26 protein-coding genes and 1 pseudogene are annotated in these 24,753 nt (G+C 70.3%); 14 read left to right on the plus strand and 13 right to left on the minus strand.

The genetic code is table 11. The features are described 5' to 3' along the window. Both ON41_RS41680 and dut read right to left on the minus strand, forming a co-directional pair. Positions 1 to 444 (minus strand): annotated as a pseudogene (locus ON41_RS41680) (hypothetical protein); the annotation flags it as partial. Beyond that, entirely contained in the window at positions 441 to 935 is a 495-nt protein-coding gene (gene dut / locus ON41_RS19815; protein WP_083905473.1) for a dUTP diphosphatase, read from the minus strand. The pseudogene ON41_RS41680 and the gene dut, both read right to left, overlap by 4 nt. A 118-nt stretch (positions 936 to 1,053) precedes the next feature. On the opposite strand from dut, the gene ON41_RS19820 reads away from it, so the two are divergent. Beyond that, positions 1,054 to 1,593, plus strand: a complete 540-nt coding sequence (locus ON41_RS19820; RefSeq protein WP_085995728.1) for a DUF3093 domain-containing protein — start codon at positions 1,054 to 1,056, stop codon at positions 1,591 to 1,593. Positions 1,594 to 1,710: 117 nt separating this feature from the next. On the opposite strand, the gene ON41_RS19825 is transcribed toward ON41_RS19820, so the two are convergent. Further along, positions 1,711 to 2,013 (minus strand): DUF4193 domain-containing protein, encoded by a 303-nt coding sequence (locus tag ON41_RS19825; RefSeq protein ID WP_040749195.1) that lies wholly within the window; start codon positions 2,011 to 2,013, stop codon positions 1,711 to 1,713. A gap of 606 nt (positions 2,014 to 2,619) precedes the next feature. Between ON41_RS19825 and cei the strand changes: the two genes are divergently transcribed. Further along, positions 2,620 to 3,297 carry an envelope integrity protein Cei gene (gene cei, locus ON41_RS19830; RefSeq protein ID WP_040749196.1) on the plus strand — a complete coding sequence of 226 codons (678 nt, stop codon included), beginning with the start codon at positions 2,620 to 2,622 and terminating at the stop codon, positions 3,295 to 3,297. A 19-nt stretch (positions 3,298 to 3,316) separates the two neighbouring features. On the opposite strand, the gene ON41_RS19835 is transcribed toward cei, so the two are convergent. Then, on the minus strand, positions 3,317 to 4,210 hold the full coding sequence (locus ON41_RS19835; protein ID WP_246829565.1) for an inositol monophosphatase family protein: 894 nt from the start codon (positions 4,208 to 4,210) through the stop codon (positions 3,317 to 3,319). Between the two features lie 175 nt (positions 4,211 to 4,385). On the opposite strand from ON41_RS19835, the gene ppgK reads away from it, so the two are divergent. The 5 genes from ppgK to ON41_RS19860 all read left to right on the plus strand — a co-directional run bounded on the left by ppgK (position 4,386) and on the right by ON41_RS19860 (position 10,501). Beyond that, positions 4,386 to 5,144 carry a polyphosphate--glucose phosphotransferase gene (gene ppgK / locus ON41_RS19840; RefSeq protein ID WP_040749197.1) on the plus strand — a complete coding sequence of 253 codons (759 nt, stop codon included), beginning with the start codon at positions 4,386 to 4,388 and terminating at the stop codon, positions 5,142 to 5,144. A 184-nt stretch (positions 5,145 to 5,328) separates the two neighbouring features. Continuing rightward, positions 5,329 to 6,717 (plus strand): RNA polymerase sigma factor, encoded by a 1,389-nt coding sequence (locus tag ON41_RS19845; RefSeq protein ID WP_040749198.1) that lies wholly within the window; start codon positions 5,329 to 5,331, stop codon positions 6,715 to 6,717. A gap of 224 nt (positions 6,718 to 6,941) precedes the next feature. Then, on the plus strand, positions 6,942 to 8,528 hold the full coding sequence (locus ON41_RS19850; RefSeq protein ID WP_040749199.1) for a Na+/H+ antiporter: 1,587 nt from the start codon (positions 6,942 to 6,944) through the stop codon (positions 8,526 to 8,528). Between the two features lie 275 nt (positions 8,529 to 8,803). Next, positions 8,804 to 9,628: an MHYT domain-containing protein gene (locus ON41_RS19855; RefSeq protein WP_051161958.1), complete on the plus strand. Its 825-nt coding sequence runs from the start codon at positions 8,804 to 8,806 to the stop codon at positions 9,626 to 9,628. 81 nt (positions 9,629 to 9,709) lie between these two features. Further along, positions 9,710 to 10,501, plus strand: a complete 792-nt coding sequence (locus tag ON41_RS19860; RefSeq protein WP_174411338.1) for a rhomboid-like protein — start codon at positions 9,710 to 9,712, stop codon at positions 10,499 to 10,501. A 10-nt stretch (positions 10,502 to 10,511) separates the two neighbouring features. Here ON41_RS19860 and ON41_RS19865 read toward each other — a convergent pair whose 3' ends face one another. From ON41_RS19865 to ON41_RS19875, 3 genes are read right to left on the minus strand one after another with little or no spacing between them, the layout of a single operon-like run. Beyond that, entirely contained in the window at positions 10,512 to 11,696 is a 1,185-nt protein-coding gene (locus tag ON41_RS19865) for a cation:proton antiporter (RefSeq protein ID WP_040749200.1), read from the minus strand. A 4-nt stretch (positions 11,697 to 11,700) separates the two neighbouring features. Next, complete coding sequence (locus ON41_RS19870) at positions 11,701 to 12,183, minus strand: cation:proton antiporter regulatory subunit (protein ID WP_040749201.1); 483 nt, start codon at positions 12,181 to 12,183, stop codon at positions 11,701 to 11,703. 35 nt (positions 12,184 to 12,218) lie between these two features. Then, complete coding sequence (locus ON41_RS19875; RefSeq protein ID WP_040749202.1) at positions 12,219 to 12,608, minus strand: DUF952 domain-containing protein; 390 nt, start codon at positions 12,606 to 12,608, stop codon at positions 12,219 to 12,221. Between the two features lie 374 nt (positions 12,609 to 12,982). On the opposite strand from ON41_RS19875, the gene ON41_RS43105 reads away from it, so the two are divergent. Then, positions 12,983 to 13,177 carry a DUF7455 domain-containing protein gene (locus ON41_RS43105; RefSeq protein WP_040749203.1) on the plus strand — a complete coding sequence of 65 codons (195 nt, stop codon included), beginning with the start codon at positions 12,983 to 12,985 and terminating at the stop codon, positions 13,175 to 13,177. Positions 13,178 to 13,281: 104 nt separating this feature from the next. On the opposite strand, the gene ON41_RS19885 is transcribed toward ON41_RS43105, so the two are convergent. Next, entirely contained in the window at positions 13,282 to 13,992 is a 711-nt protein-coding gene (locus tag ON41_RS19885; RefSeq protein WP_051162004.1) for a TetR/AcrR family transcriptional regulator, read from the minus strand. A gap of 158 nt (positions 13,993 to 14,150) precedes the next feature. On the opposite strand from ON41_RS19885, the gene ON41_RS19890 reads away from it, so the two are divergent. Both ON41_RS19890 and ON41_RS41100 read left to right on the plus strand, forming a co-directional pair. Continuing rightward, positions 14,151 to 15,899: a DEAD/DEAH box helicase gene (locus ON41_RS19890; protein WP_040749204.1), complete on the plus strand. Its 1,749-nt coding sequence runs from the start codon at positions 14,151 to 14,153 to the stop codon at positions 15,897 to 15,899. 1 nt (position 15,900) lies between these two features. Then, positions 15,901 to 16,455: an SWIM zinc finger-containing protein gene (locus tag ON41_RS41100; RefSeq protein WP_040749205.1), complete on the plus strand. Its 555-nt coding sequence runs from the start codon at positions 15,901 to 15,903 to the stop codon at positions 16,453 to 16,455. Positions 16,456 to 16,649: 194 nt separating this feature from the next. Here the strand turns inward: ON41_RS41100 and ON41_RS19900 are convergent, their stop codons facing one another. Continuing rightward, on the minus strand, positions 16,650 to 17,219 hold the full coding sequence (locus tag ON41_RS19900; protein WP_040749206.1) for a class I SAM-dependent methyltransferase: 570 nt from the start codon (positions 17,217 to 17,219) through the stop codon (positions 16,650 to 16,652). Between the two features lie 55 nt (positions 17,220 to 17,274). Between ON41_RS19900 and ON41_RS19905 the strand changes: the two genes are divergently transcribed. Continuing rightward, on the plus strand, positions 17,275 to 18,087 hold the full coding sequence (locus ON41_RS19905) for an AraC family transcriptional regulator (RefSeq protein WP_246829562.1): 813 nt from the start codon (positions 17,275 to 17,277) through the stop codon (positions 18,085 to 18,087). Between the two features lie 2 nt (positions 18,088 to 18,089). On the opposite strand, the gene ON41_RS19910 is transcribed toward ON41_RS19905, so the two are convergent. Further along, a complete protein-coding gene (locus ON41_RS19910; protein WP_040749208.1) occupies positions 18,090 to 18,830 on the minus strand; it encodes an SDR family NAD(P)-dependent oxidoreductase in 741 nt (246 codons plus the stop codon). A gap of 105 nt (positions 18,831 to 18,935) precedes the next feature. On the opposite strand from ON41_RS19910, the gene ON41_RS19915 reads away from it, so the two are divergent. After that, on the plus strand, positions 18,936 to 19,547 hold the full coding sequence (locus ON41_RS19915) for a TetR/AcrR family transcriptional regulator (protein ID WP_040749209.1): 612 nt from the start codon (positions 18,936 to 18,938) through the stop codon (positions 19,545 to 19,547). A 226-nt stretch (positions 19,548 to 19,773) separates the two neighbouring features. Here the strand turns inward: ON41_RS19915 and ON41_RS19920 are convergent, their stop codons facing one another. Then, the gene (locus tag ON41_RS19920) at positions 19,774 to 21,483 is read right to left on the minus strand and encodes a DEAD/DEAH box helicase (protein WP_246829563.1); all 1,710 of its coding nucleotides are present in this window, start codon (positions 21,481 to 21,483) and stop codon (positions 19,774 to 19,776) included. A gap of 328 nt (positions 21,484 to 21,811) precedes the next feature. Between ON41_RS19920 and ON41_RS19925 the strand changes: the two genes are divergently transcribed. Further along, on the plus strand, positions 21,812 to 22,831 hold the full coding sequence (locus ON41_RS19925; RefSeq protein ID WP_083905476.1) for a YihY/virulence factor BrkB family protein: 1,020 nt from the start codon (positions 21,812 to 21,814) through the stop codon (positions 22,829 to 22,831). A gap of 9 nt (positions 22,832 to 22,840) precedes the next feature. Here ON41_RS19925 and ON41_RS19930 read toward each other — a convergent pair whose 3' ends face one another. Further along, positions 22,841 to 23,023, minus strand: coding sequence for a hypothetical protein (locus ON41_RS19930; protein WP_040749210.1), 183 nt, complete (start codon positions 23,021 to 23,023; stop codon positions 22,841 to 22,843). 236 nt (positions 23,024 to 23,259) lie between these two features. Between ON41_RS19930 and ON41_RS19935 the strand changes: the two genes are divergently transcribed. After that, a complete protein-coding gene (locus tag ON41_RS19935; RefSeq protein ID WP_040749211.1) occupies positions 23,260 to 23,886 on the plus strand; it encodes a hypothetical protein in 627 nt (208 codons plus the stop codon). 323 nt (positions 23,887 to 24,209) lie between these two features. Here ON41_RS19935 and ON41_RS19940 read toward each other — a convergent pair whose 3' ends face one another. After that, complete coding sequence (locus ON41_RS19940; RefSeq protein ID WP_040749212.1) at positions 24,210 to 24,704, minus strand: beta-class carbonic anhydrase; 495 nt, start codon at positions 24,702 to 24,704, stop codon at positions 24,210 to 24,212. Between the last annotated feature and the right edge of the window lie 49 nt (positions 24,705 to 24,753).

Below are 24,753 nucleotides of genomic sequence, written 5' to 3' on the forward strand. Positions count from 1 at the left end.
AGCGGGCTGACGGCCGGGACGGTACGCAGGCTGCTCACCCGTCCGGGGAACCGGCTGCCCGCCGGGTCGATAGGCGGGCTGCTCGCCTGTCCGGGGGACGGGCTGTGGGCCGGTTCGGGGTGCGGGCTGTGGGCCGGGCCGATAACCAGGCTGTTGAGCGGGACGGGGCACCGGCTGCCGGCCGGTGCGGTAGTCGGGCTGACGGGCGGGCCGGGGTGGCGGCTGCCGGCCGGGACGGTAGGCGGGTTGCTGACCGGTCCGGGGTGCGGGCTGCTCGTACGCCGGCTCCTCGTAAGCCGTTTCGCCGTAGCCGGATTCGTCGTACTCGCCCTCCGCGTAGGGCTCCTCGTCGTACTCGTCCTCGTCGTACCAGGCGTCGTCGTCGTGGCGCCGTCTAGGAGGGACGTCGTCGCCGCCCCGCTTCTTCCGTCCGAACATCGTCATGCCTCCTTGCCGGCGACCGTGCCGGCACCATGCGCGGACAGGCTGGCATGCCCGCCGCTGGACCCGTAGCCACCCGCGCCCCGCGCGGTGTCGTCGAGTCCGTCGACCTCCACGAAATCGACCAGTTCCACCCGCTGCACCAGCAGCTGCGCGATCCGGTCGCCGCGGCTCAGCTCGATCCGGGTGCGGAGGTCGTGGTTGATCAGGCACACCTTGATCTCGCCCCGATACCCGGCGTCGACCGTGCCGGGGGTGTTCACCACCGACAAGCCGGTTTTCGCGGCCAGCCCGGACCTCGGATGGATGAGACCGACCGTGCCGACCGGGAGGGCCACGGCAATGCCCGTGCCGACGAGTACCCGCTCACCCGGTTCCAGGATGACGTCCTCGGTGGTGCACAGGTCCACACCCGCGTCGCCGGGGTGTGCGCGGGTGGGCACGGGGATGCCGGGATCGAGCCGCAGCAGAGGGATGGGTGGAATACCGGTCACGTACAGCGAGACTACGCGGTCACCGCCCGCCGGTGACAGCGACGTGGCCGGAGCGCGAGCACTCCGACGGCCTGCTCCCGCCGCACTCCCGCCGCGCGCGCTGACTTACTCTGAAGTCGTGTCCGACCAGTCCCCGGCGACCCCCGATTCCGCCCCCGCAGCGCCCGAGACCACGAACCGTGGCGCCCCTGCCGCGCACGCCTACTCCGAGCGACTCTGGGTGCCGCTGTGGTGGTGGCCGGTCGGCCTCGCGATCACCGGCCTGCTGGCCGCCGAGATCCATATGGGCGCACCGGGAATCCGCGCCTGGCTGCCGTACGTCCTGCTGCTGCCGGTGCCGGTGTGGGCGCTGCTGTGGCTGAGCCGCCATCGGGTCGAGGTCGGCCCGGATGCGGACGGAACGGTCGAATTACGAGCGGACCGCGCCCACCTGCCGGTAACGTATGTGGCCCGGGCGGCGGCCGTCCCGGCCAGCGCGAAGAGCGCGGCACTGGGCCGGCAGCTCGACCCCGCCGCCTATGTCCAGCATCGGCCGTGGATCGGCCCCCTGGTGTTGCTCGTACTCGACGACCCGGACGATCCGACACCGTACTGGCTGGTCAGTACGCGTCGGCCCGACCGGGTGCTGGCGGCGCTCGGCGTCCACGACGCCGGCTGACCGGCCGGGCGCAGGCCGGGGGCCGTCCGTCCTGCGCGCAGCACGCGCCGATTCCGTCCGCGCTCGGACGAACCGAGCGCGGGCTGTGTGTTGTGTTCTACTTCCGCCGCCGGGCGATCAGGCCGCGCAATCCATGCAGATCAGCTGACCGCCGGCCTCGCTGGCGAGCCGGCTGCGGTGATGAACCAGGAAGCAGCTGGAACAGGTGAACTCGTCGGCCTGCTTCGGGATCACCCGTACCGACAGCACTTCCTCGGACAGGTCCGCGCCGGGAAGTTCGAACGATTCCGCGGTATCGCTGTCGTCGACATCCACGACGGCGGACGCGGCTTCGTTGCGACGAGCCTTCAGCTCCTCCAGCGAGTCCTCCGACGGTTCGTCGGTTTCGCTACGCCTCGGTGCGTCATAGTCGGTTGCCATGTCGTCTTCCCCTCGTCCTTACTCCGTATATCCCGGACCGGCCCCACCTCCCCGATTCCGGAGAATCGGCTCGGCGGTCGCCGTCCCGCCGGTGGTGTACGTCACGTGTACACCTATCGCCGACCGGGCCAGATCTGGCAGACCTGTACCGGATCGCGCTCGGTCAACGCAGGACATGCCCTGGTTGTTCCCGAAAACTCGGCCCTGATTCACCTCTGTCGATTCGAATCGGCCGCCAGACAATAGCGGACACCGGGGCAAAAGTCGCAATCAAAACACAAGCGCGTCGAAACTGACGGGTAATCGTCATCGCCACCCCTGGATGCCGCCGATTCCGTGCCCGGGTGTCGAGCGAATCGTTACGCCCGCGATATCTCCCGCACACCGGCGCCACCACGCAGGCCCTCCGCATAATTCGCCACACCATAGTCGCTACCCGGGAGCGTCCGACCGATCCCCCGCATACCCGGCCCGGCACCGGATCTCGGCGCATCCTCCCCTACACCGGCCGCATAGGGGTATGGGCACGACCTCCCGCACGGCCCGGCTCGCCGCGCACGGTGTCCGCATGCGGGATCGGCGCGGCCGAACTCGTAAGGTGTGCGTGTGGTTTCACTGATCACCGAAGGCAGGGCCGTCGACGACAAAGGGCGCCCGTTCCTGCGCCGCCGCTATCAGCCGTGGGTCGCTTTAGTAGCGATCCTGGCCCTGATCTGCGCGATCGTGTGGATCAAGGCGCTGACGACCGAGGGCAAGAGCCATGACGCCATGGCCTGCAACTCGCCGTCGCCGGCCTCCGATCCGAACGCGCCGCAGCCGGCGCCGCTGGGACAGCGGGTGTCGCCGTCCCGCCTGCAGGACGTGGAACCGGCGCCGCTGTCGCAGTCCAAGGTGCGCGTCTACAACGCCTCCGGGCAGCGCGGCCTCGGCGAGCACATCGCCTCACGGCTCAGCGATCTCGGCTTCGCGAGCCCGCCGGCGCCGCCGTTCGCCAACGATCCGGTGTACGTCAACGGTGATCTGGTGTGCACCGGCCAGATCCGCTTCGGCGTCAACGGCCGCCCCGCCGCCGCGGCGGTGCAGCTGGTGACGCCGTGCGCGGAACTGATCGAGGACAAGCGCAACGACGACACCGTCGACCTGGCGCTCGGCTCGCTGTTCGGCAACGAGTTGCGCCCGTCCACCGATGCCGAGGAGGTGCTGCGGTCGCTGAAGAATCCGGCGCCCGGCGGCCCGGCGATCGATTCGACGCTGCTGGACGCCGCGCGCAAGGGAACGTGCTGAGCGCCCCCTAGCCGGGCGCTCAGTCCTCGAGAATCGCCTCCGACACGCCGAGCCGATCGAACAATTCCATCAATTCCGCGGCGATGCCCGGCGCGGCGGCGACGACGAGTTCACCGGACTTGCTGACCGTCCCCGCGGGAGGCAGGACCACGCGGGCCCCGGCCTCGGCGGCGATCAGCGCGCCGGCGGCCCAGTCCCAGGTGTTGAGCCCGTGCTCGTAGTGCGCGTCGGCCCGGCCGGCGGCCACCATGCACAGGTCCAGCGCGGCCGAGCCGATCCGGCGGATGTCGCGCACGTGCGGCAGCAGCGCGCCGATCAGCTGCCCCTGCCGGGCCCGCCGGGCCGCGCCGTAGCCGAAGCCGGTCGCCAGCAGCGTCATGCCGACCTCGCCGACCTCGGTGCAGCGCAACGGGATCGACGTGCCGTCCGGTTCGGTGCGGGTCGCGCCGCCGCCCAGCCCGGCGCTGTAGACGAGCCCGGCGGCGACGTCGACGACCGCCCCGGCGAGCGACCGCCCGCCGCGCATGGCGGCCACCGAGACGGCGTAGGCGGGGATCCCGTACATGAAGTTCACGGTGCCGTCGATCGGATCGACCACCCACACGATCTCCCCCGCCCCGCCCAGGCTGCCCCCGCCCTCCTCGCCGAGCACCTGCTCGCCGGGGCGCAGGTCGGCGAGCATCCGCCGGATCAGCTGCTCGGCCTCGGTGTCGACCACCGTGACCGGGTCGGTGGGCGAACTCTTGGCCTGGACGGCCCCCTCCGCGTCCTCGCCCGCGCCGAAGACCTCCGGGCGGCGGGCCCGCACGTGGTCGGCCGCGGTTCGCGCGAGATGAACTGCGACACGGCGCAATTCGGCGATCTCGTCGGGATCGGCGGGGACGGCCGGGTCCGGGGCGCCGGCGGCGGTCACTGAGGGGTTCGATTCGCGCACGACGTCCATCGCAACACAGATCCCCGGCGACTCGCATTAGGCTTGTCGGGCACGACACAGTTCGGTCGGTCGCGCAACCCGTCACACAACGCCGTGTATCGTGCCGCGCGCATCAGGATGAGGCCAGCACCACAGGGAAACGAGGAGACTGTCAATGTCCGCTCGGGGGCAAGCATTCGGTATCGATATCGGGGGTAGCGGCGTCAAGGGCGCGCTGGTCGATCTGTCGACGGGCGAACTCGCGCACGAACGCATCAAGATCGCCACACCACAGCCGTCCACCCCGAACGCGGTCGCCGAGACGGTCGCGAAACTGGTCGCCCAGGCCGATTGGGACGGACCGGTCGGCCTCACCCTGCCCAGCGTCGTCGTCAACGGCATCGCCCGCACGGCCGCCAACATCGACAAGTCCTGGATCGACACCGACGCCCGTAACCTGTTCTCGCTGGCACTCGGCGGGCGCGAGGTCGTGGTGCTCAACGACGCCGACGCCGCGGGCATGGCCGAGGACCGCTACGGCGCGGCGCGCGACGACGACGGGCTGGTCATGCTGCTGACCTTCGGCACCGGGATCGGCTCGGCCCTGATGTACCGCGGCACGCTGGTGCCCAATACCGAGTTCGGTCACATCATGGTCGACGGCAAGGAGGCCGAACACCGGGCGGCCTCGTCGGTGAAGGAGCGAAAGAAGCTGTCCTACAAGGAATGGGCGGCCCAGGTGACCAAGGTGCTGGTCACGCTCGAGAACCTGCTCTGGCCGGACGTTTTCGTCGCCGGCGGCGGTATCAGCCGCGATGCGGAGCACTGGATCCCGTTGCTGGGCAACCGGACTCCGGTGGTGGCCGCGCACCTGCGCAACACGGCCGGAATCGTGGGCGCCGCGATGGCCGTCGAGAGCGGCATCGCGCCGTGATCGAGTGAACAACCAGCGAGGCTGCGACATAGCACTCCACCCGGATCGTTACAATGGAACGCATGACCGGCGGTGAGCCGGAAACCGACCCCGGCCGGAGAGCCGGGTTTAACCCCGACAGAACCGCTCCGCCGGAAGAAGACTCTGGCGTGACGCCGCACGAGACCGTCACGAAAGGGCGTACGTGGTAGCCACGAATACCCGAGAGACCGCCGAATCGGCCGAGGCCGCCGACTCACCTGACAGTGCCGCAGCCCGGCCGGTCAAGAAGGCTGCCGCCGCCAAGAAGGCCCCCGCCAAAAAGGCCGTCGCCAAGAAGGCGCCCGCCAAGAAGGCCGGCGCCAAGGCGGCGGTGAAGAAGGCGCCCGCGAAGAAGGGCGCGGCGAAGAAGGCCGGCCCCGGAGCCGAGGACGGGTCCGAGGAGAACATCGACGACGAGTCGATGGACATCGAGGATCTGGACAACCTCGAGGTCCCCGACGACGACCTCGCCGAAGAGGGTGAGATCACCGAAGAGGTCGCCGCCCCCGACGAGGAGGCGGACGAGGAGACCGCGGAGCCGACCGAGAAGGACAAGGCCTCCGGCGACTTCGTCTGGGACGAGGAGGAGTCCGAGGCGCTGCGGCAGGCCCGCAAGGATGCCGAGCTCACCGCCTCCGCCGACTCGGTCCGCGCCTACCTCAAGCAGATCGGCAAGGTCGCGCTGCTCAACGCGGAGGAGGAGGTGGAACTCGCCAAGCGCATCGAGGCGGGCCTCTACGCCACCGAGAAGTACCGCGAGCTGACCGACAAGGGCGACAAGCTGCCCGTTCAGCAGCGCCGCGACCTGAACTGGATCATGCGCGACGGCAACCGCGCGAAGAACCACCTGCTGGAGGCCAACCTCCGCCTGGTGGTCTCGCTGGCCAAGCGCTACACCGGCCGCGGTATGGCGTTCCTGGACCTGATCCAGGAGGGCAACCTGGGCCTGATCCGCGCGGTCGAGAAGTTCGACTACACCAAGGGCTACAAGTTCTCCACGTACGCCACCTGGTGGATCCGGCAGGCCATCACCCGTGCGATGGCCGACCAGGCGCGCACCATCCGCATCCCGGTGCACATGGTCGAGGTCATCAACAAGCTGGGCCGCATCCAGCGCGAGCTGCTCCAGGACCTGGGCCGCGAGCCCACGCCCGAGGAACTCGCCAAGGAAATGGACATCACGCCGGAGAAGGTGCTGGAGATCCAGCAGTACGCGCGTGAGCCCATCTCGCTGGACCAGACCATCGGCGACGAGGGCGATTCCCAGCTGGGCGACTTCATCGAGGACTCCGAGGCCGTCGTCGCGGTGGACGCGGTGAGCTTCACCCTCCTGCAGGACCAGCTCCAGTCGGTCCTGGAGACCCTGTCCGAGCGCGAGGCGGGCGTCGTCCGGCTGCGCTTCGGCCTGACCGACGGCCAGCCCCGCACCCTCGACGAGATCGGCCAGGTCTACGGGGTCACCCGCGAGCGCATCCGCCAGATCGAGTCGAAGACGATGAGCAAGCTGCGCCACCCCAGCCGGTCCCAGGTCCTACGCGACTACCTGGACTGACACCCACGAATACGCAAAACGCCGCCGGAGGTTCCGGCGGCGTTTTGCGTCCACCCGCAATACTCAGCGAGCCGGAACCTCATCGCGCGGGGAGCTCGGCCGCCCACCGTCCGGCCGGGGCCCGCCCCGGGCCTGGACTGACGGAGCGGGGGAGCGAAGCGGAGGAGGGAAGGCCCGGGGCAAGAGGGCCCCGGCCCGCCGGAGCGAAGCGGAGGCAGAAAGACTTGACCCAGTTGGTGTTGGTGTTCGTGCTGGCGTTCGCGACCATTCTGGCGCAGCCGCTGGGCCGCCAGACCGGCCTCGCCCCCGCGGTCCTGATGACGGTGTTCGGGCTGGTGCTGGCGGTGCTGCCGTTCGTGCCGAATATCGATATCAACCCCGAGCTGATCCTGCCGATGGTGTTGCCGCCGCTGCTGTACGCGTCGGCGCGGCGCACGTCCTGGCAGCAGTTCGCGGACAACGCCGGGGCCATCCTGCTGCGCGCGGTCGGGCTGGTGATCGCGACGGCCGTCGCCGTGGCCGCGGTCTTCCACCTCTGGTACCCGGCGTTGCCGCTCGGTGCGGCGCTGGCACTGGGTGCGGTGGTGGCGCCGCCGGATCCGGTCGCGGTCAGCGCGATGGCCGACCGGCTCGGGCTGCCGCGCCGCCTGATCTCGGTGCTCGAGGGCGAGGGCCTGTTCAACGACGTCACCGCGGTGGTGCTCTACGAGGTGGCCGTGCAGGCCGTGGTCACCGGGCACTTCTCGGCCTGGCACACGGCGCTGGACTTCCTGGTGTCGGCGGTGGTCGCGATCGCGGTCGGCCTGGCGCTGGGCTGGGCCGGGGGCAAGCTGATGCGCACACTCGACGAGGCCGCCTGGCAGGTGGCGCTCGGCCTGCTGCTGCCGTTCGCGGCCTACGGGCTGGCCGATCTGTGGCACGGGTCGGCGGTGCTGGCGGTGCTGCTGTGCGCGCTGTATCTGACCGATGCGGCCACCGATTTCAGCGACAGCGACTATCGCATCGTCGGCGATTCGTTCTGGGATGTCATCGACATGCTGGTGACCGGCGTGGCCTTCGGACTCATCGGACTCGAACTGAGCAATGTCCTCGCCGCGACCGGACCGGACTGGCAGCGGCTGCTGGGCGGGGCGGCCGCGGTCATCGCCGTGGTGGTGCTGCTGCGGCTGGTCTGGCTGCTGCTCACCACCGAGGTGTTCCAGCGCTGGTGGCGACGTCGCGACGCGGACGAGCCCTACACCTGGCGGGAATCGCTCGTGACCTGGTGGGCGGGCATGCGCGGGGTGGTCACCGTCGCCCTGGCCCTGGCCGTTCCGCTGGTGACCGACGACGGGACGCCGTTCCCGGGTCGCGCCGAGGTGCTGTTCATCGCCTTCGCCGTCGTGCTGTTCACGCTGCTGCTGCAGGGACCGACGCTCCCGGCCGTGGTGCGGGCGACCGGCGTCGAGGCCGATACCGAACAGGAACGCGCGCTGGAGAAGCGGCTGTGGACCCGCGTCCTGCGGGCCGAACTGGCCCGGCTCGAGGAGATCGCCGACAGCGAGGATCTGCCCGACGAGGTCTACCAGCGCATGCGCGAGGGCTTCGAGCGGCGCCTGGCCCGCGCCGATCCGGACGCGGCCGAGGCCACCGACGCCAAGGCCCTGGACAAGGCCATGCGGTTCACCGGCAAGATGCGGGCGATCAGCGGTGAGGTTCTCGAGGCGGGCCGCACCGAGGCGCTCGCCGCGCGGCGCGAACCCGGTATCCCGCCGGATCTCGTCGATCGGCTGATGCGCCGCATGGACCTCCGGCCGATGTCGCCGATGTAGTCCCGAAAGCATTACCCCGCAGGATATTTCAGAATTCCCGAACGATCGGTCCGGTGAGTTCCGTCGCCTCACATGGCGTCAAGTGGGCTGAACACATCGCGCCGCGCCGATTTCCGGCAGCCGGCGCGCTGGCTACCTGCGCGCATGAGCCCCAGCAAATCGAGCTAATTTCACTGATTACTCTCCGGTAAATTTACTACCTGCGAGTATGCGGCTATCGTTCGGCGATATTGCCGTCGAGTGGTCGACGGGAATCATTCTGGCAAGGAGCTCGCATGCTGGAAATCGATCACTTCACCTACGGGTGGCTGACCCCCGTCGCGGCCTACGTCATGTCCGTCGTCGGCTCGCTGCTGGCGCTGCGCTGCATGGTGCGCGCCCGCGCCGGCGGCGGGCACGGCGGCTGGATCGCCACGGCGGCCGTCGCCCTCGGCGGCACCGGGATCTGGGTCATGCATTTCATTGCGATGCTGGGCTTTTCGGTGCGCACGGCGACCATTCGCTACGACATCCCGCTCACCCTGATCAGTGCGGTGATCGCGATGTCGGTGGTCTGGGCGGGGCTATCGATCGTGGTGCGGCGACCGGACAGCACCGCCGCGCTGCTGACCGGCGGCACGATCACGGGCCTCGGGGTGGGCGCGATGCACTACGCGGGTATGTGGGCGATGAAAACCGATGTGGCCGTGCGGTATACGGCGTGGGTGGTGCTGCTGTCACTGATCATCGCCGTCGTGGCCGCGACCGCGGCGCTGTGGTTCGCGCTGCACGTGCGCGGCATCGCGGCCACCGCCGGCGCGGCCCTGACGATGGGCGTGGCGGTGTGCGGGATGCACTACACCGGCATGTTCGCCATGCACGTCCAGATGGGCGCGCACGTCCACGCCCCCGGCGGTGCGCAGGCCCACCAGCTGCTCACACCGCTGCTCATCGGCGTCAGCATGGTCACCATGCTGCTGCTGTTGCAGGTCGGGATCACCGATATCGACGAGCCGGACCTCCGCCGCATCCAGGGCCAGCGGGCCAGCCGCTACTGGCCCAGCCGCACCCACACCTCCGATACGCACCCGGACGACTACGGGCTGCCCCGGCATCGCTGACGTGACGCTGCCCCGCCGCACCGGGGTGATTCGTGGCGCGTCGGCGAGCGGGGCAGCCGCCCGCGCGCGAAACTGGCTGGCGTGGCCACCTCCGTACTGCACCACTACCACTCCCCCTGGCTCCGGACCGTCGATATCGCGGCGGCGACGCGGACACTGCGGGACTGGTGGCGCGGTCCCGAGCGGATCTATCGCGCCGGGCGGGCGGCGCACAACTATCTCGCCGGCGCGCCCGCCAGCTGCGCCTACGCGTTCACGCTGTTCGTGACGTGGTGGACGCTGCGCGGCATCAGCGATTTCGCCGGGCACCGCCTGATCCTCTCGGCGTCCACCAACCTGCACAACATGCGCCGCGATCCGGTCCAGGTGCTGGTGGCCTCGGCGTTCTGGACCGAGGGCGGATTCCCGTGGACGATCGTCCTCGGATTCCTGACCGTGATGGCCTTCGCCGAGCGCTGGCTGGGCACCGTGCGCTGGGTGCTGGTCTTCGCCACCGGGCACGTCGGGGCGACCCTGATCACCGTCACCGGCATCGCCTACGCCGTGCACCACCGGCTGATCCCGCTGAAGGTGGCCGTGGTCTCGGATGTCGGTGCGTCCTACGGGTTTTCGGCCGTACTGGCCGCGCTCGCCTTCCATCTGCGCGGCACGGCCCGGCTGGTGTGGGCGGGCGCGCTGGTGGCCTGGTACGTCCTGGCCGCCTGGCACGGGCGCACCTTCACCGACTACGGCCACCTCACCGCCGTCCTCATCGGACTCCTCGTCGGCGCCATCGCGCTCACCCTCTCGCGGCGACTGGAACGGCGCGCCCGGCGGCGATGGGACAGCGCCGCGCCGATCGAGCAGGAGGAGAGCGGTCTCGGCACGAACTGACCGCGCGGGCTCAGCCCGCGGCGGGCTGGGGACCCCGGAAGCGGCGCACGAGACGCGCGGTGGGCTCGACCACGCGCGCGGCCACCGGCCCCAGGACCGCCATCAGCAGCACGTAGGCCGACGCGAGCGCGGCCACCTCGTGGTCCACCGTCCCGACCGAAACCGCCAAACCCGCGATGACGACGGAGAATTCGCCGTGCGCGACCAGAGCGGCCCCGGCCCGCGCCCGGCCCATCCGCCGGATGCCCTGCCGCGCGGCCGCCCACCAGCCGGTGGCGACCTTGGTCAGCACCGTCACCACCGCCAGCAGCACCGCCCAGCCCAGCACCGGCGGAATGGCCCGCGGATCGGCGTTGAGGCCGAACGCCACGAAGAAGATCGCCGCGAACAGATCCCGCAGCGGTTCCAGCAGCCGGGCCGCGTTGCGCGCGGTGGTGCCGGAGATCGCGATGCCGAGCAGAAACGCGCCTACCGCCGCCGAGACGTTCAGCGCTGATGCCAGCCCCGCCACCAGCAGCGCCGCCCCCAGCAGCTTGAGGAGGAACTCCTCCTTGTCGCTGGCGTCCAGAATCGCCGAGACGTACCGGCCGTAGCGCAGCGCCACCGTCAGCACGACGGAGATCGCCAGCAGCGCGACGGCCAGGGCGCGCAATCCGGCCAGATAGCCCACCCCCGCCAGCAGCGTCGTGAGGATCGGCAGGTACACCGCCATCGTCAGGTCCTCGAACACCAGAATCGACAGCACCACCGGCGTCTCCCGGTTACCCAGCCGACCCAGATCGTTGAGCACCTTGGCGGCGATCCCGGACGACGAGATGTAGGTGACGCCGCCCATGGTCACGGCCCCCACCGTCCCCCAGCCGAGCAGCAGTGCCACCACCACGCCCGGGGTCGCGTTGGCGACGAGGTCGAACAGGCCCGCCAGCCACGAGCGCTGCAATCCGGTCACCAGCTCGGGCGCCGTGTACTCGAGGCCGAGCAGCAACAGCAGCAGCACCACCCCGATCTCCCCCGCGATATGCCCGAACTCGCTGGCCGACCGCAGTTCGATCACGCCGCCCTTGCCGAAGGCCAGGCCGCCCAGCAGGTACAGCGGGATGGGCGACATTCCGAAACGGCCGGCCACACGCCCGAGGACGCCGAGCACGAACAAGATCGAACCGAGTTGTATCAGCGCCAGCGAGGTGGGGCCCACCGCCTCACCCGTCGGTCAGGATCGCCAGGGCCGTATCCAAACCATCGGGGGTGCCGACGACGACCAGTAGATCTCCCGCGGAGAGGACGAACTCGGGCCCCGGCGACGGATGCGCCTGCCCGGCCCGCATCACCGCGACAATCGAGGCCTTCGTGCGCGTGCGCATCCGCGTCTCGCCGAGCATGCGGCCACCGAACGGCGACCGCTCGCCGACCGGCAGCTGCCGGGTGACGATCCCCGGCATATCGCGGTGATCGGCATTGAGGCGCTCCACCAGCTGCGGCGCGCCGAGCAGATTGGCCAGCGCCGCGGCCTCGTCGGTGGTGAGCGGGACCTGGGCGGCGCAGTCGTCCGGATCCTCCTGTTTGGAGATGATGAGGTCGAGACCACCGTCGCGGTGCGCGACCACGCCGACCCGGCGGCCGGACCGCACCTCGAAATCCTTGCGTACCCCGATCCCCGGCAGGGCAGTCACGTCGACGTTCACCCGTTCAGAGTAGGACCTGGGCGGACACATTCGGCTCAGGCGGGTCCCGGCGGCTCCGGGGTGCCGAACGATCCGTCCGGGCCGGGGCGGTAGTCGGTGACGGCCGTGACCGCCGCGACCGGCAGTGGGCCGTACAGGTGCGGGAAGCGCATCGAGGCCGGGTCGCCGGGGACGCCGGGCTCCCATCGCAGGGGCGCGTCGAGACGTCCCGGATCGAGCCACAGCAGCACCAGATCCATCCGGCCGGCGTACAGGCGGTTGGCGGGCAGGTGCACCTGGCGCACAGTGGACAGATGGACGAAGCCCGTGTCGTCCAGCGACGGTGGCCGACGTGCCGCCGTATCCCGATCGGCCTCCCACTCGGCCCGTGTACACATGTGAACCAGGGTGTCTGCCTTGGCATTTCGGGCGTCGTCGGCATCCATCGCTCGACCATAACCGTTCTCGCCGCCCGCGGCACGCCCTCGGAAACCCCCAGTGGCCTCGAAGTTTGCCATAAGCGGAGAGTAATTGTCGTGCTGCCGGGGTAGTCTCCGGTTAGACAACTGGATCGGCCTGTTCACGGAAGTGGGTACCTACATTCGCCCCGCGCCGGCCTGGTGTTCGCTTTCCGCGAAACACCTGGTCGTGTTAGGGAAAACACAAAGGAACATCTCCGGGAACAAAGCCCCCGTCCCGAACGTCTGACAAAGTAGTCATAGCCCCTGCTGGGAAGTAGCGGTAGCGAGCTCGCGGAAGGGACCGCGGGCCCCACACCAGGCGAACGGTCTTCTGCGCCGGGAGCCAGGACGGAGGAGTCATGCCAGGAACACTGACTAGCACCCCACTGACTGCGGTCGACCGTTGCGACCGTTGCGGGGCGGCCGCGCGCGTGCGCGCGACCCTTCCCGGTGGTGGCGAGTTGCTCTTCTGCCAGCATCACGCCAATGAGCACATGGATCGTCTCCGTGAACTCGAAGCCGTGATCGACACGGAGTCGGCACCGGCGCTGTAATCAGCTCCTTCAGTCCGATCTACGAACAACTGAACCCTCCAACAGAACATCCCAGCGGGCGGCCTCCAGGCCGTCCGCTGTTGTGTTCGCTGTAGTGGGCGAGGTCATCCCAGCTCGGCTTCGATACCGGTGAGCAGCCGTTCCAGTCCGTAGGCGTACGCGCCGTCGGGATCGCCCGGCGCCTGATACTTCTGCCCCACCATCGCGCCCACCCGCGACGACAGCGGGAACTCGGATTCCGGCATGACCTGAGTCAGCAAGGGGCCGTGCACTTCCCACCACTGGGCATCGCTCATCTCGCGGGCGCTGCGCCGCGCGGCGACGGCCATGCGCGCGTTGCCGGTGGCGAATTCCGAGAGCACCGCGATCACCCGGTCCATCGCCAGATCGGTCAGCCCGATGCCGTCGAGGGCGGCCAGCTGCCGCTCGTAGCGGCGCAGCCGCCCCGGCCCCAGGACCAGCCGCCACGGCGGCACCTCCAGCAGCCACGGGTGGGCCAGCAGCTCCCCGCGCACCAGATCGGCGATCGCGGCCAGGCGCTCACGCACCGGCAGGCCCGGATCGATCGGCGCGTCCTCGGCGGCGACCGCGTCCACCATCAGGATGATCAGGGCCTCTTTACTGGGTACGTAGGTGTAGAGGCTCATGGGGCCCAGACCGAGTTCGGCGGCGACCGCGCGCACGGACACCCGGTCGTAGCCGTCGCGATCGGCGACCTCGACCGCGACGCGCACCACCTCGTCCACGCTGACCGCCTGTTTGGGGCCGCGCGCGCCCGGACGGGGCGGGAGCACCTGCCGCCAGAGCAGACTCATCAGCTGTTTCGCCTGTTCGACGGCGGTTTCGTCGATCACGGCACTCCTCGCGGAATATCGGTTCGATGGACGGGGTTACAATACCTCGTACGCCGTACGTAGATATAGGAGGGGCCGCTCTGCCCGCCACGCACGCCACCTATCTCCCCGACCGCCACATGTTCGCGCTGTGGACGTGGACCGCCACCGGTCCGGGCCCGGCGCCCGCCGGGGATTCGGAGACGCTCTCACTCGCCGTCCCGGATCCCGGAGGCACGGGCATCACCGTCTCGCCGGTCGACTGCGCCCTGGCGGAGCCGGACCGGTTCGCGTCGTTGCCGATCGCCGAGCCGGGCCCGTCGGTCACGGCGTGGCGCGCGGTCCTCGACGCCGGGGCCGGGGCCGAGCTGCCACCGGCCGCGCACGCCGTGCCCAATGCCGCCCGGACGGCCGTCGTCTCGGCGGACCGGGCCGTACGAGCCTGCCTCGACACCAGCGCGGCGGCCACCGAACTGCGCACGGCGTTGCGCGCCGAGCTGCGGCCGTATCAGGCGCGCGGCATCGCCTGGCTGCGCGAGACCGCGGCCGTCCACGGCGGGGCGGTCCTCGCCGACGAGATGGGGCTCGGCAAGACCGTCCAGGCGATCGGGTACCTGCTCGGGCGCGCCGGCGAGGGGCCGCAGCTGGTGGTCTGCCCGACGTCGCTGGTCGGCAACTGGGCGCACGAGATCGACCGGTTCGCACCGGACCTGCACCCCGTGCTGTGGCGCGGGGGCGATCTCGGGACGGTTCCCGCCGGGACGATCGTCGTGACCGGCTATCCCACCTTGCGCGGGCACGGCCGGACCCTGGCCGGACAGCACTGGGCGACGGCGGTATTCGACGAGGCGCAGGTGCTGAAGAATCCGCGCACCCAGGTCGCCCGGGCAGCGCGGGCTCTGGCCGCGGACGCGCGCATCGCTCTCACGGGCACGCCGGTGGAGAATCATCTCGACGAGCTGTGGGCGCTGCTCAATCTCGTGGTGCCCCGGGCCTTCACCCACAAGACCCAGTTCCGGCGGCGGTTCGTGCGGCCGATCCACGAGGGATCCGAGCAGGCGGCCATCCGGCTGCGCGACGCGCTCGAACCGATCGTCCTGGCGCGCAAGAAGACTCAGGTCGCCGCCACCCTGCCGCCCAAGATCCACTGCGACCTGGTGTGCGACCTCACCGACGAGCAGCGGCGGCTGTACGACGACCTCCTGGGCAGAGCCGAGGCCGAGGGTTTCGGCAGCGGCGCGCAACGCCACGCCCGGGTGCTGGCGGCGCTGACGGCGCTGAAACAGGTATGCAACCATCCGGGCCTGGTGACCGGCGAACTGGACGAGCTGGCCGGACGCTCCGGAAAGTTCGACGTCTGCGCCGACATCCTCGAAACCAACCTCGACACCGGTTCCCCCACACTGATTTTCACCCAGTACCGGCGCACCGGCGAACTGCTGGTCCGGCACTGCGCCGAACGATTCGGGGTGACCGCGCCGTTCTTCCACGGCGGCCTGAACGCCGCCGCCCGCGGCGAGATCGTGCGCGAGTTCCAGGATCCCGGCGGCCCGCCGGTGCTGGTGCTCAGCCTGCGCGCGGCGGGCACCGGCCTGACGCTGACCAGGGCCGCGGACGTCGTGCACTACGACCGCTGGTGGAATCCGGCGGTGGAGGCGCAGGCGTCGGACCGGGCGCACCGGATCGGCCAGACCCGTCCGGTCACCGTCACCACCCTCACCACCGGAACCACCGTCGAGGAACACATCGCCGGTATGCACGGCCGCAAGTCCGCGCTGGCCGACCTCACCGACACCGGCGCCGCCGGCACGGGTTCGGGTGTCGCCGCGCTGGCCCGGCTCGACGACGAGCACCTCCTGGAGATCCTGCGCCGGAAGCGAGGGAATTGATTTGCCCGACAACGATTTCGGATACACTGCCTGGGGCCGGGACTGGGTGCGCCTCGCCGAACCGCTCGCGGTGTCGCGGCCCGAACCGCTGCTCCCCCGCGCTCGCCGCATCGCCCGCACCGACGGCGTCCAGCTCGAGATCGAGGGCCGGGTGGTGCGCGCGAGCATCCACCGCGGCGCACAGGCGTCGGTGACACACCTGGAAGTCGCACCCCTGCCCGCCTCCACGGTCACCGCCGTCGCGGCGCACCTCACCACCGACACCGTCGAACTCGCCGACGCCACGCACCAGGCCCTGCGCGCCGCCGGCATCACCCTGGCCCCGCAGGTGCAGAACACCGACTGCTCCTGCCCGGCCCGCAAACCCCGCTGCCTGCACTTCCTCGCCACCTGCTACACCCTGGCCCGCCGCATCGACGAAAACCCTTGGCTCGCCCTGGATCTCCAGGGCTACCGCGAGTCGACCGCCACAACCACCGACCCCGCCACACCCCCACCCCGCTGGACCCCCCTCGACTCCCTCGACCCGACAACCTTCTTCGGCCTCCCGGCCTGACGCGCCCTCCCCGGCACAGACCTCTCAAATTCCCCGGCACACGTCCCACAGGTTTCCCCGGCACACGTCCACAGGTTTCCCCGGCACACGTCCACAGGTTTCCCCGGCACGCTCTTGGCCGGGGACCACCTCCGCCACAGGGGATTCCGGCCAAAAGCGCGCCGGAAACAGGGCTCGGGCGGCGGGGCGGACGGTCAGCTCGGGCGGCGGGCCCGGAAGCGGAAGCTTCCTTCGCCCTTCTCGACGGTGACGTCGGTGAAGCCGACGCGGGTCAGGCGGTCGGTGAGAGTTTCGGGTGGGACGGGGACGCAGGTGTCGCCGAGGTGGATGGCGCGGAAGCCGAGGCTGTCCAGGCCGTCGGAGCCCGCGAAGATCCCGTCCGGGCGCAGGACCCGGAAGGCCTCGGCGAACAGGGCGTCCTGCTGGGGCGGGGAGGGGACGTGGTGGAGCATGGTGAAGCACACGACGGAGCTGAATTCGGTGTCCGCCAACGGCATCGCGGTGCCGTCGCCGTCGAGCACCCGCAGACGGCCGGGCTTGCGGTCGCGCAGCCGGCTCGCCAGCGCGGGGTCGATCTCGAGCCCGGTGAGCGCCGGCACGCGCTGTCGCAGCGCCTCGACGTTCGCACCGTATCCGGGGCCGATCTCCAGGGCCGAGTCGCCGAGGTCGAGATCCGCGAGCGCCCACGGCACGATCCTGGTGGCGCTGGCACGCTCCCACAGGGCGGACCGGCAGAGCATGCGGTGCAGCAGATTCATTCCCATGCCGACGACGGTAGGAGTCCCCACGGCTGGCCGCGAGACGCTACGCTGCCAGACTGTGTCGCAAAACGGCCAACCCGACGTCGCGGCCCCCGTGGGACCGACCGCGATGGTGTTCGGCACGGGGGTCCTCCCGGCGGGGTACTGGTTCGACCGGCATTCGCATCCGCAGCACCAAATCGCCTGGGCCTCACGGGGAGTGCTCGCCGTCGACGTCGGCGGCGGCCACTGGGTGCTGCCGCCGACCCGCGCGCTGTGGATCCCCGGCGGGCTCCCGCACCGCACCGGCACCTCCGACGGCGCGGCCATGCGCGGGATCTTCGTCGAACCGGAACGCTGCCCCGTCGCCTACACCGCCCCGACGCTGCTGCGGGTGGGCCGCCTGCTGCACGAACTGTTCGATCACCTCACCGGCGGCGACCTCCAGAAGCCCGGCGCCGCAGGGGAATTCCACGGCGTCTTCGACGGCCTCGCTCCGGACCGGCGGGCGCGCGCCGAGGCCGTCGTCTTCGATCTGCTCGAACCGCTCGCGGTGATTCCGGTTGGCGCGCCGCTGCCCGCCGACCCGCGCGCCCGGGTCGTCGCCGACGCCCTGCTGCGCGACCCCGCCGACGACCGGACGCTGGCCCGGTTCGCCCCGCCGGCCGCCGCCAGCCCGCGGACGCTGGCCCGGCTGTTCCTTGCCGAGACCGGAATCACGTTCGGGCAGTGGCGAACTCAGATCCGGCTCGCGGCCTCGCTGCCGCTGCTGGCCGCCGGGCTCCCGACCGCCCGCATCGCCGAGCGGGTCGGCTACGCCTCCGCGAGCGCCTATGTCGCGGCCTTCCGGCGGGCGGTGGGAGTGTCGCCGGGCCGGTACTTCGCGCGCTGAGATCAGGCGTTGGTCCCGCTGTCGACGGTGAGCACCGCGCCGTTGACCGCCCGCCCGGCCGGGCTCGCGAGGAAGGACACCATGGCCGCGACATCGTCGGGCCCGGCGAACCGGCCGAGCGGATTGAACGGCAGCTGCTGACCGGCGTGGTCACCGCCGGCCGGATTCATATCGGTGTCGGTGGCGCCCGGCTGCACCAGGTTCACCGTGATGCCGCGCGGACCCAGTTCGCGCGCAAGGGCTTTGGTGAAACCGTTGAGCGCCGACTTGCTCAGGTTGTAGAGGGCCAGACCGCCGAACAGCGCGCGCTCGGACAGGTTCGAGCCGATGCTGACGATGCGGCCGCCCTCGCCCATATGCGCCACCGCGGCCTGCGCGGCGACGAAGGCTGCCCGCGCGTGGATGTGCAGCGCGTTGTCGATCTCCTCGAGCGTGAACTCCTCGAACGGCTTGGCGGGGAAGATGCCGGCGTTGTTGACCAGGATGTCCAGGCGGCCCAGTTCCTCGGCGGCGCGATGCACGGCCGCGACGACCTCCCCCGCGTCGGCGCTGTCGGCCCGCACGGCCAGCCCGCGCCGGCCGAGCGCCTCGATCTCCGCCACCACCTTGCGCGCGTTGTCCTCGCCGGTGCGGTAGGTCAGGGCGACGTCGGCGCCCGCCTCGGCCAGCTGCCGCGCGATGGCGGCGCCGATGCCCCGGCCGCCTCCGGTCACGAGGGCCACGGTGCCGGTCAGATCGTTCATCTCGCTACTCCCTAATTCTGTGTCGATCAGTACATAAATGACCCAACCAGACGTCGGCAGGAGCGTCAAGGGGTATATTTAACGATCGACACAGAAAGGATCGGCATGGCGGAGCGAGGACGTCCCCGCGCCTTCGACCGGGCGCGGGCGCTGGAACGCGCCATGGAGGTGTTCTGGGAGCACGGCTACGAGGGCGCCTCGATGGGCGACCTCACCGCCGCCATGGGGATCAACTCCCCCAGCCTCTACGCCGCCTTCGGCTGCAAGGAACAGCTCTTCCGCGAGGCCGTGGACCTGTACGGAACCACTGAGGGGAGCTACACCGGCCGCGCCCTGAGCGAGCAGCCCACCGCCCGCACCGCCGTCGAGGCCATGCTGCGCGACAACGCCGCGGCCTACGCCGACGACAGCACGCCGCGCGGCTGCATGGTGGTCCTCGCCGGATCCACCTACACCACACGCAACACCGCCATCCGCGACTTCCTCACCGACAAACGCCGCGGGACGATCGACCAGATCCGCACCCGCCTGGACCGCGGCACCGCCGACGGCGACCTCCCCGCAGGCACCGACACCGCCGAACTCGCCGACTTCTACGCCACGGTCCTGTTCGGCCTCTCGGTCCAAGCCCGCGACGGCGCAAGTCTCCCCCAGCTCAATCGCTCGATAGACCGTGCCCTGGCGGCTTGGCCGAGTGCCGACGTCCCCGCTACATGACCCCACCAGTTCCCGGCGTGCTTTTGGCCGGGATCTCGCGAGATCCCGGCCAAAAGCACGCCGGGAAAGAAGAATGGACACGCCGGGAAGGAAGAATGGACCGGCCGGGAAAGAAGGATGGACCGGCCGGGCGGATGAGGATCGGGGGCACGCCGGGCGGATGAGGATCGGGGGCACGCCGGGCGGATGGAGATCGGGACAGGGCCGGGCGGAGTGAAGGCGGCGCCTACATGCGGCGGAGGGCGGTTATGCGCTGGGAGAGTTGTTCGGCGGTGGCGAGAGCTGTTGGGGGGCCGCCGCATTCGCGGCGGAGCTCGCCGTGGATGACGCCGTGGGGTTTGCCGGTGCGGTGGTGGTGCATGGCGACCAGGCTGTTGAGTTCGCGGCGTAGCTCGCTCAGGCGGTCGGCGGTGGCCACCCGCTCGGCGGCGGCCGCGACGCTCGGGCCGGGCTCGCCGGAGACCGCCGCGCTGCGCTCGGCCACCTGACGGGTCTGGCGGTCGCGCAGCAGCGCGCGCATCTGCTCGGCGTCGAGCAGGCCCGGGATGCCGAGGTAGTCGGCCTCCTCGTCGCTGCCGGCGAAGGTGGCCGTGCCGAACGAATCACCGTCGTAGATCACCTGATCCAGCTCGGCGTCGGCGGCCAGCGCGACGAACTTGCGCTCCTCCTCGCCCGGTTCGTCCTCCTGCTTGTTGGCCTCGAGCAGCAACTCGTCCTCGAGGCCGTTCTTCTCCCGGTGCGGTTTGCCGATGACGTGGTCGCGCTGAATCTCCAGCTGCGCGGCCAGGTCCAGCAGCACCGGCACCGACGGCAGGAAGACGCTCGCCGTCTCCCCCGCCCGGCGGGCGCGCACGAAGCGGCCGATCGCCTGCGCGAAGTACAGCGGCGTCGAGGCGCTGGTGGCGTACACGCCGACCGCCAGGCGCGGCACGTCCACACCCTCGGACACCATGCGCACCGCCACCATCCACGGGTCGGTGTTCGCGGCGAATTCGCCGATCCGGTCCGAGGAGGTCGGATCGTCGGAGAGCACCACGGCCGGGCGCGCCCCCGAAATATGTTCCAGCAGTTCGGCGTAGTCGCGGGCGCGCTCCTGATCGGTGGCGATCACCAGGCCGCCCGCGTCCGGCATACCGGTCGCCCGGAGCTGGCGCAGGCGGGTGTCGGCGGCCGTGAGCACCTTCGACATCCAGTCGCCCGCCGGGTCCAGCGCGGTGCGCCAGGCCCGCGCGGTCTGTTCGGCGCTCATCGGCTCGCCCAGGCGTGCGGAGTACTCCTCGCCCGCGCTGTCACGCCAGTGCGCGTCGCCGGAGTAGGCGAGGAAGACCACGGGCCGCACGACGCCGTCGGCGAGCGCCTCGGAGTAGCCGTAGGAGTAGTCCGACCGCGACCGCGGAAATCCGGACTCGTCGGGTTCGTACTCGACGAACGGGATCTGGGAGTCGTCGCTGCGGAACGGGGTACCGGTCAGCGCCAGCCGGCGGGTCGCGTCGCCGAAGGCCTCGGCGGTCGCGTCGCCCCAGCTCTTGGCGTCGCCGGCGTGGTGGATCTCGTCGAGGATCACCAGGGTGCGGCGGTTCTCGGTGCGCACGCGGTGCTTGAACGGATGCGAGGCCACCTGCGCGTAGGTGACCACCACGCCGTGATAGTCGCCGGAGGTGCCGCCGGTGGAGTTGGAGAAGTTCGAGTCCAGCGCGATGCCGGCCCGCGCCGCCGCGGCCGACCACTGATGCTTGAGATGTTCGGTCGGGGCCACCACTGTCACCTGATCGACCGTACGGTCGGCCAGCAGCTCGGAGGCCAGCCGCAGCGCGAACGTCGTCTTACCGGCACCTGGCGTCGCGACCGCGAGAAAGTCGCGTGGCTTCGTCGTCAGATACTTGGTGAGAGCCCTGCGCTGCCATGCACGTAACGAACCAGCACCACCCGAAGTCACTCGACAGACAATAACGCAGTGTTGGATTGCGCCGCCTCCGGCGTCGCGGGTTTGCGGCGCCTGGATGGTTCGGTTTCCAGGGGCCGCTGCCTGCTCCTTCGTCGCGTACGCAGCGACCCCTGGAAACCGAACCGCGCCGCAAACCGTGCTGGGTGACGTTTTGCACACCTGGCGAACACGCCCACTATGGGCGTGTCGTCGCCCACCACACGGCCCGTCCCGCGCGACACGTTTTCCGCCCGTTCGTTTATTCGGCGCGTCGGTAGGTGATGCTGTATGCACGATGGACGCGCGACAACCACCTCCGGCCGACGAGGCCGCTCCCGGGATGGGCGCGGCCGTGCGGCGGCGCGTCACCTACGGCCTGCACCGGACCTGGCACCTGATCGTCCGGGTGGCGGTGAAGGCCTGGGACGATTCGATCTTCGCCAAATCCGCCGCCGCCGCGTTCTGGCAGACGCTGTCGCTGGCCCCGCTGTTGCTGGGACTGCTCGGCAGTCTCGGCTACGTCGGCGGGTGGTTCGGGCCCGATACCGTGCAGATCGTCGAGAGCAAGATCATCAGCTTCAGCCGGAACCTGTTCAGTTCCACGGTGGTCGACGATCTCATCGCCCCGACCGTCGGCGACGTGCTCGGGCGCGGGCGCGGCGCGGTGGTGTCGGTCGGCTTCGTGCTGTCGCTGTGGGCGGGGTCGTCGGCGATGGCGACCTTCGTAGACTCGATCGTGGCGGCACACGGCCAGCAGGACGCCCGCCACCCGGTCTGGCAGCGCATCTTCGCGCTGTTGCTGTACGTCCTGTTCCTGGTCGCCGCAGTCTTCGTGCTGCCGCTGGTGGCGCTGGGCCCGGCGCTCATCGGGCGGGTGCTGCCCGAGGCCTGGCGCGAGCCGGGGCTGCGGCTGCTCGACGGCTTCTACTATCCGGGCACCGCGCTGCTGCTCATCATCGGGCTGACCACGCTCTACAAACTCGCCCTGCACCGCTCGCCGCCCTGGCACCGGCTGTTCGGCGGCGCGCTGGTGGCGGGCGTGTTCTTCATGGCCGCCAGCGACGGGCTGCGGCGCTACCTGGCCTGGGTGACGCGCACCGGAATCAGCTACGGCGCGCTGGCCACCCCGATCGCCTTCCTGCTGTTCACGTTCTTCCTCGGCTTCGCGGTGATCCTGGGCGCGGAATTCAATGCCGCCGTGCAGGAGCTGTGGCCGGCCCGCACGACCCGGTTCGAGCAGCTGAAACGCCGGTTCCGCAAGGTGATTCGCGGCGCGGTCCCGAAGCCCCGGGACGACTCGCCGCCGCCGCAGGAACCGGCGCGCCCGGACGGCCCGCAGCCCCTGCGCATCACCCCGTAGTCACCGAAGTCAGTCGCGCATCGTCTCGAACCATTGATAGGGGACCGACCAGTCCCACTCTTGGTCCAGCAGCTGTCTCGCCTCGACATACTCCGTGTACACCTGCACGGAACCGCAGGACGCCGCGCCCAGCGATACCAGCGCCCGCACGACATGCTCCCACACCGCCGAACTCCAGATGCGCCGGAACATGGCATACCTCCTGGCCGAGAACGTGCGAGATACCTCGACGGATTGTGTACCCGATCACACACCGTCCGGAACGGATGTTTTGGAGATCCGGGCGTCAACCCCGCTTACGCCGGTGCGGCACGGCGCGTCCTCGAACCGCGGAGGCGGAGAGGTGCTTGTATGCGTTCATCGGGTGCGGACGGCTCGCCCGCGCCCGACAGCGCATGCGGTACAGCACAATCCGAGGAGATCAGATTATGCACAGATCCCGCTTCACCCATCGGCTCGCCGGCGCGCTCGCGGCGGGTACGGCCGTCGCCGCATTGGCCGCCGGACCGGCGGCGGCCGATCCGGCGCCGGCCTGGAACAACGCCGTGCGGCAGTTGCAGGCGGCGGCCGCGGGCAATCCCGCCGCGACCGCGGCCGTGGACCGGCTGGCCGCGGCGACCCCGCCGCCGGTGCTCGACGCCGCCCTGCCGGCCCAGCCGTTCCAGATCCCGGCCCAGTCCGATATCGGCCGCGGCGACGGACCCGGCGTCTACGGCTCCGGCATCGCGCTGGGCCTCGACGGATTCCGCGTCGGATTCTTCGGCGGCCCGGGCACCATCGCACCGAATCAGAGCGGCGCGCGGCTGGAAGTGCTGTGGCTCAACCTCTCCAACGGCCGCAGCGGGACCACCGTGCTCACCGAGCATCAGGACGTCCCGGTGGACACCACCATCCGCACCCCCGTATTCGACCCCGGCCCCGGCATGATCGTGGCCGCCGTCTACGGCACGCTGTGGCACCGCTGGCCGGTTCCGGTGAGCGACGCCAACCCCGATGGCTACCAGTACCAGCTGGGCACCATCTCGGTTCCGTCCTTCGGCGCCGTCTACAACTGACGCCCCGGCTCGGGGACACCTGGTTAGCCACATGTTTACCAACGGAGGGAAGACGTCCGTGTGCGGCGGCCGGGAGTGTGCCTACAGTAGATAGGTCATACCGACCGGTATGAACACTCGGATACGTGGCTCCGGCTTCTTCGCGGCCGGAGCCACTCCGCGTGCCCTCGCGTTCGTCGCGCCGAACCCTTTGGGCGGCAATGATTCATGTCCTGGCGGCCGGGAACGCTCCGGCACCGGCGGGATCGACTCCCGCATCCGGCGACCGGAGCGCACAGGACGGTCCCGGAACGGAAACTCCGGGCTCACCGGCTCTCCGCGGGTCAGCCCGCGTGCACCTCGTCGAGTTTGCCGGTGCCGACATCGAAGACGAATCCCCGCAGGGAGGTCGTCGCGGTGACGAACGGGCTGGCTTCGATGCGCCGGATGGATTGGCGCACATCCTCGTCCAGATCGGAGAACGCCTCGGCGGACCAGGCGGGCTTGATACCCACCTCGCTCTGAATACCACGCTTGAAGTCGTCGTCGGTGAAGGTCAGCATGCCGCAGTCGGTGTGGTGGATGAGGATGATCTCCGTCGTGCCCAGCAGCCGCTGACTGATGGCCAGCGACCGGATCTCGTCATCGGTCACCACGCCGCCCGCGTTCCGGATCACATGCGCCTCACCCTCTTTCAGACCGAGGATGCGATAGACGTCGAGCCGGGCGTCCATGCACGCCACCACGGCGACATGCTTACTCGGCGGCAGCGGTAACGGGCCGCTGAACCCCGCGGCGTAGTCGGCGTTGTTGGCCAGATACTCGTCGGTCACCGTCATCGGTTCGCGCCTCCGTCGAGAGTCGGATGAACACATTCGAATGGACGCA

Origin of the sequence: Nocardia transvalensis NBRC 15921, from assembly GCF_000308875.1 — a bacterium.
GTDB lineage: Bacteria > Actinomycetota > Actinomycetes > Mycobacteriales > Mycobacteriaceae > Nocardia > Nocardia transvalensis.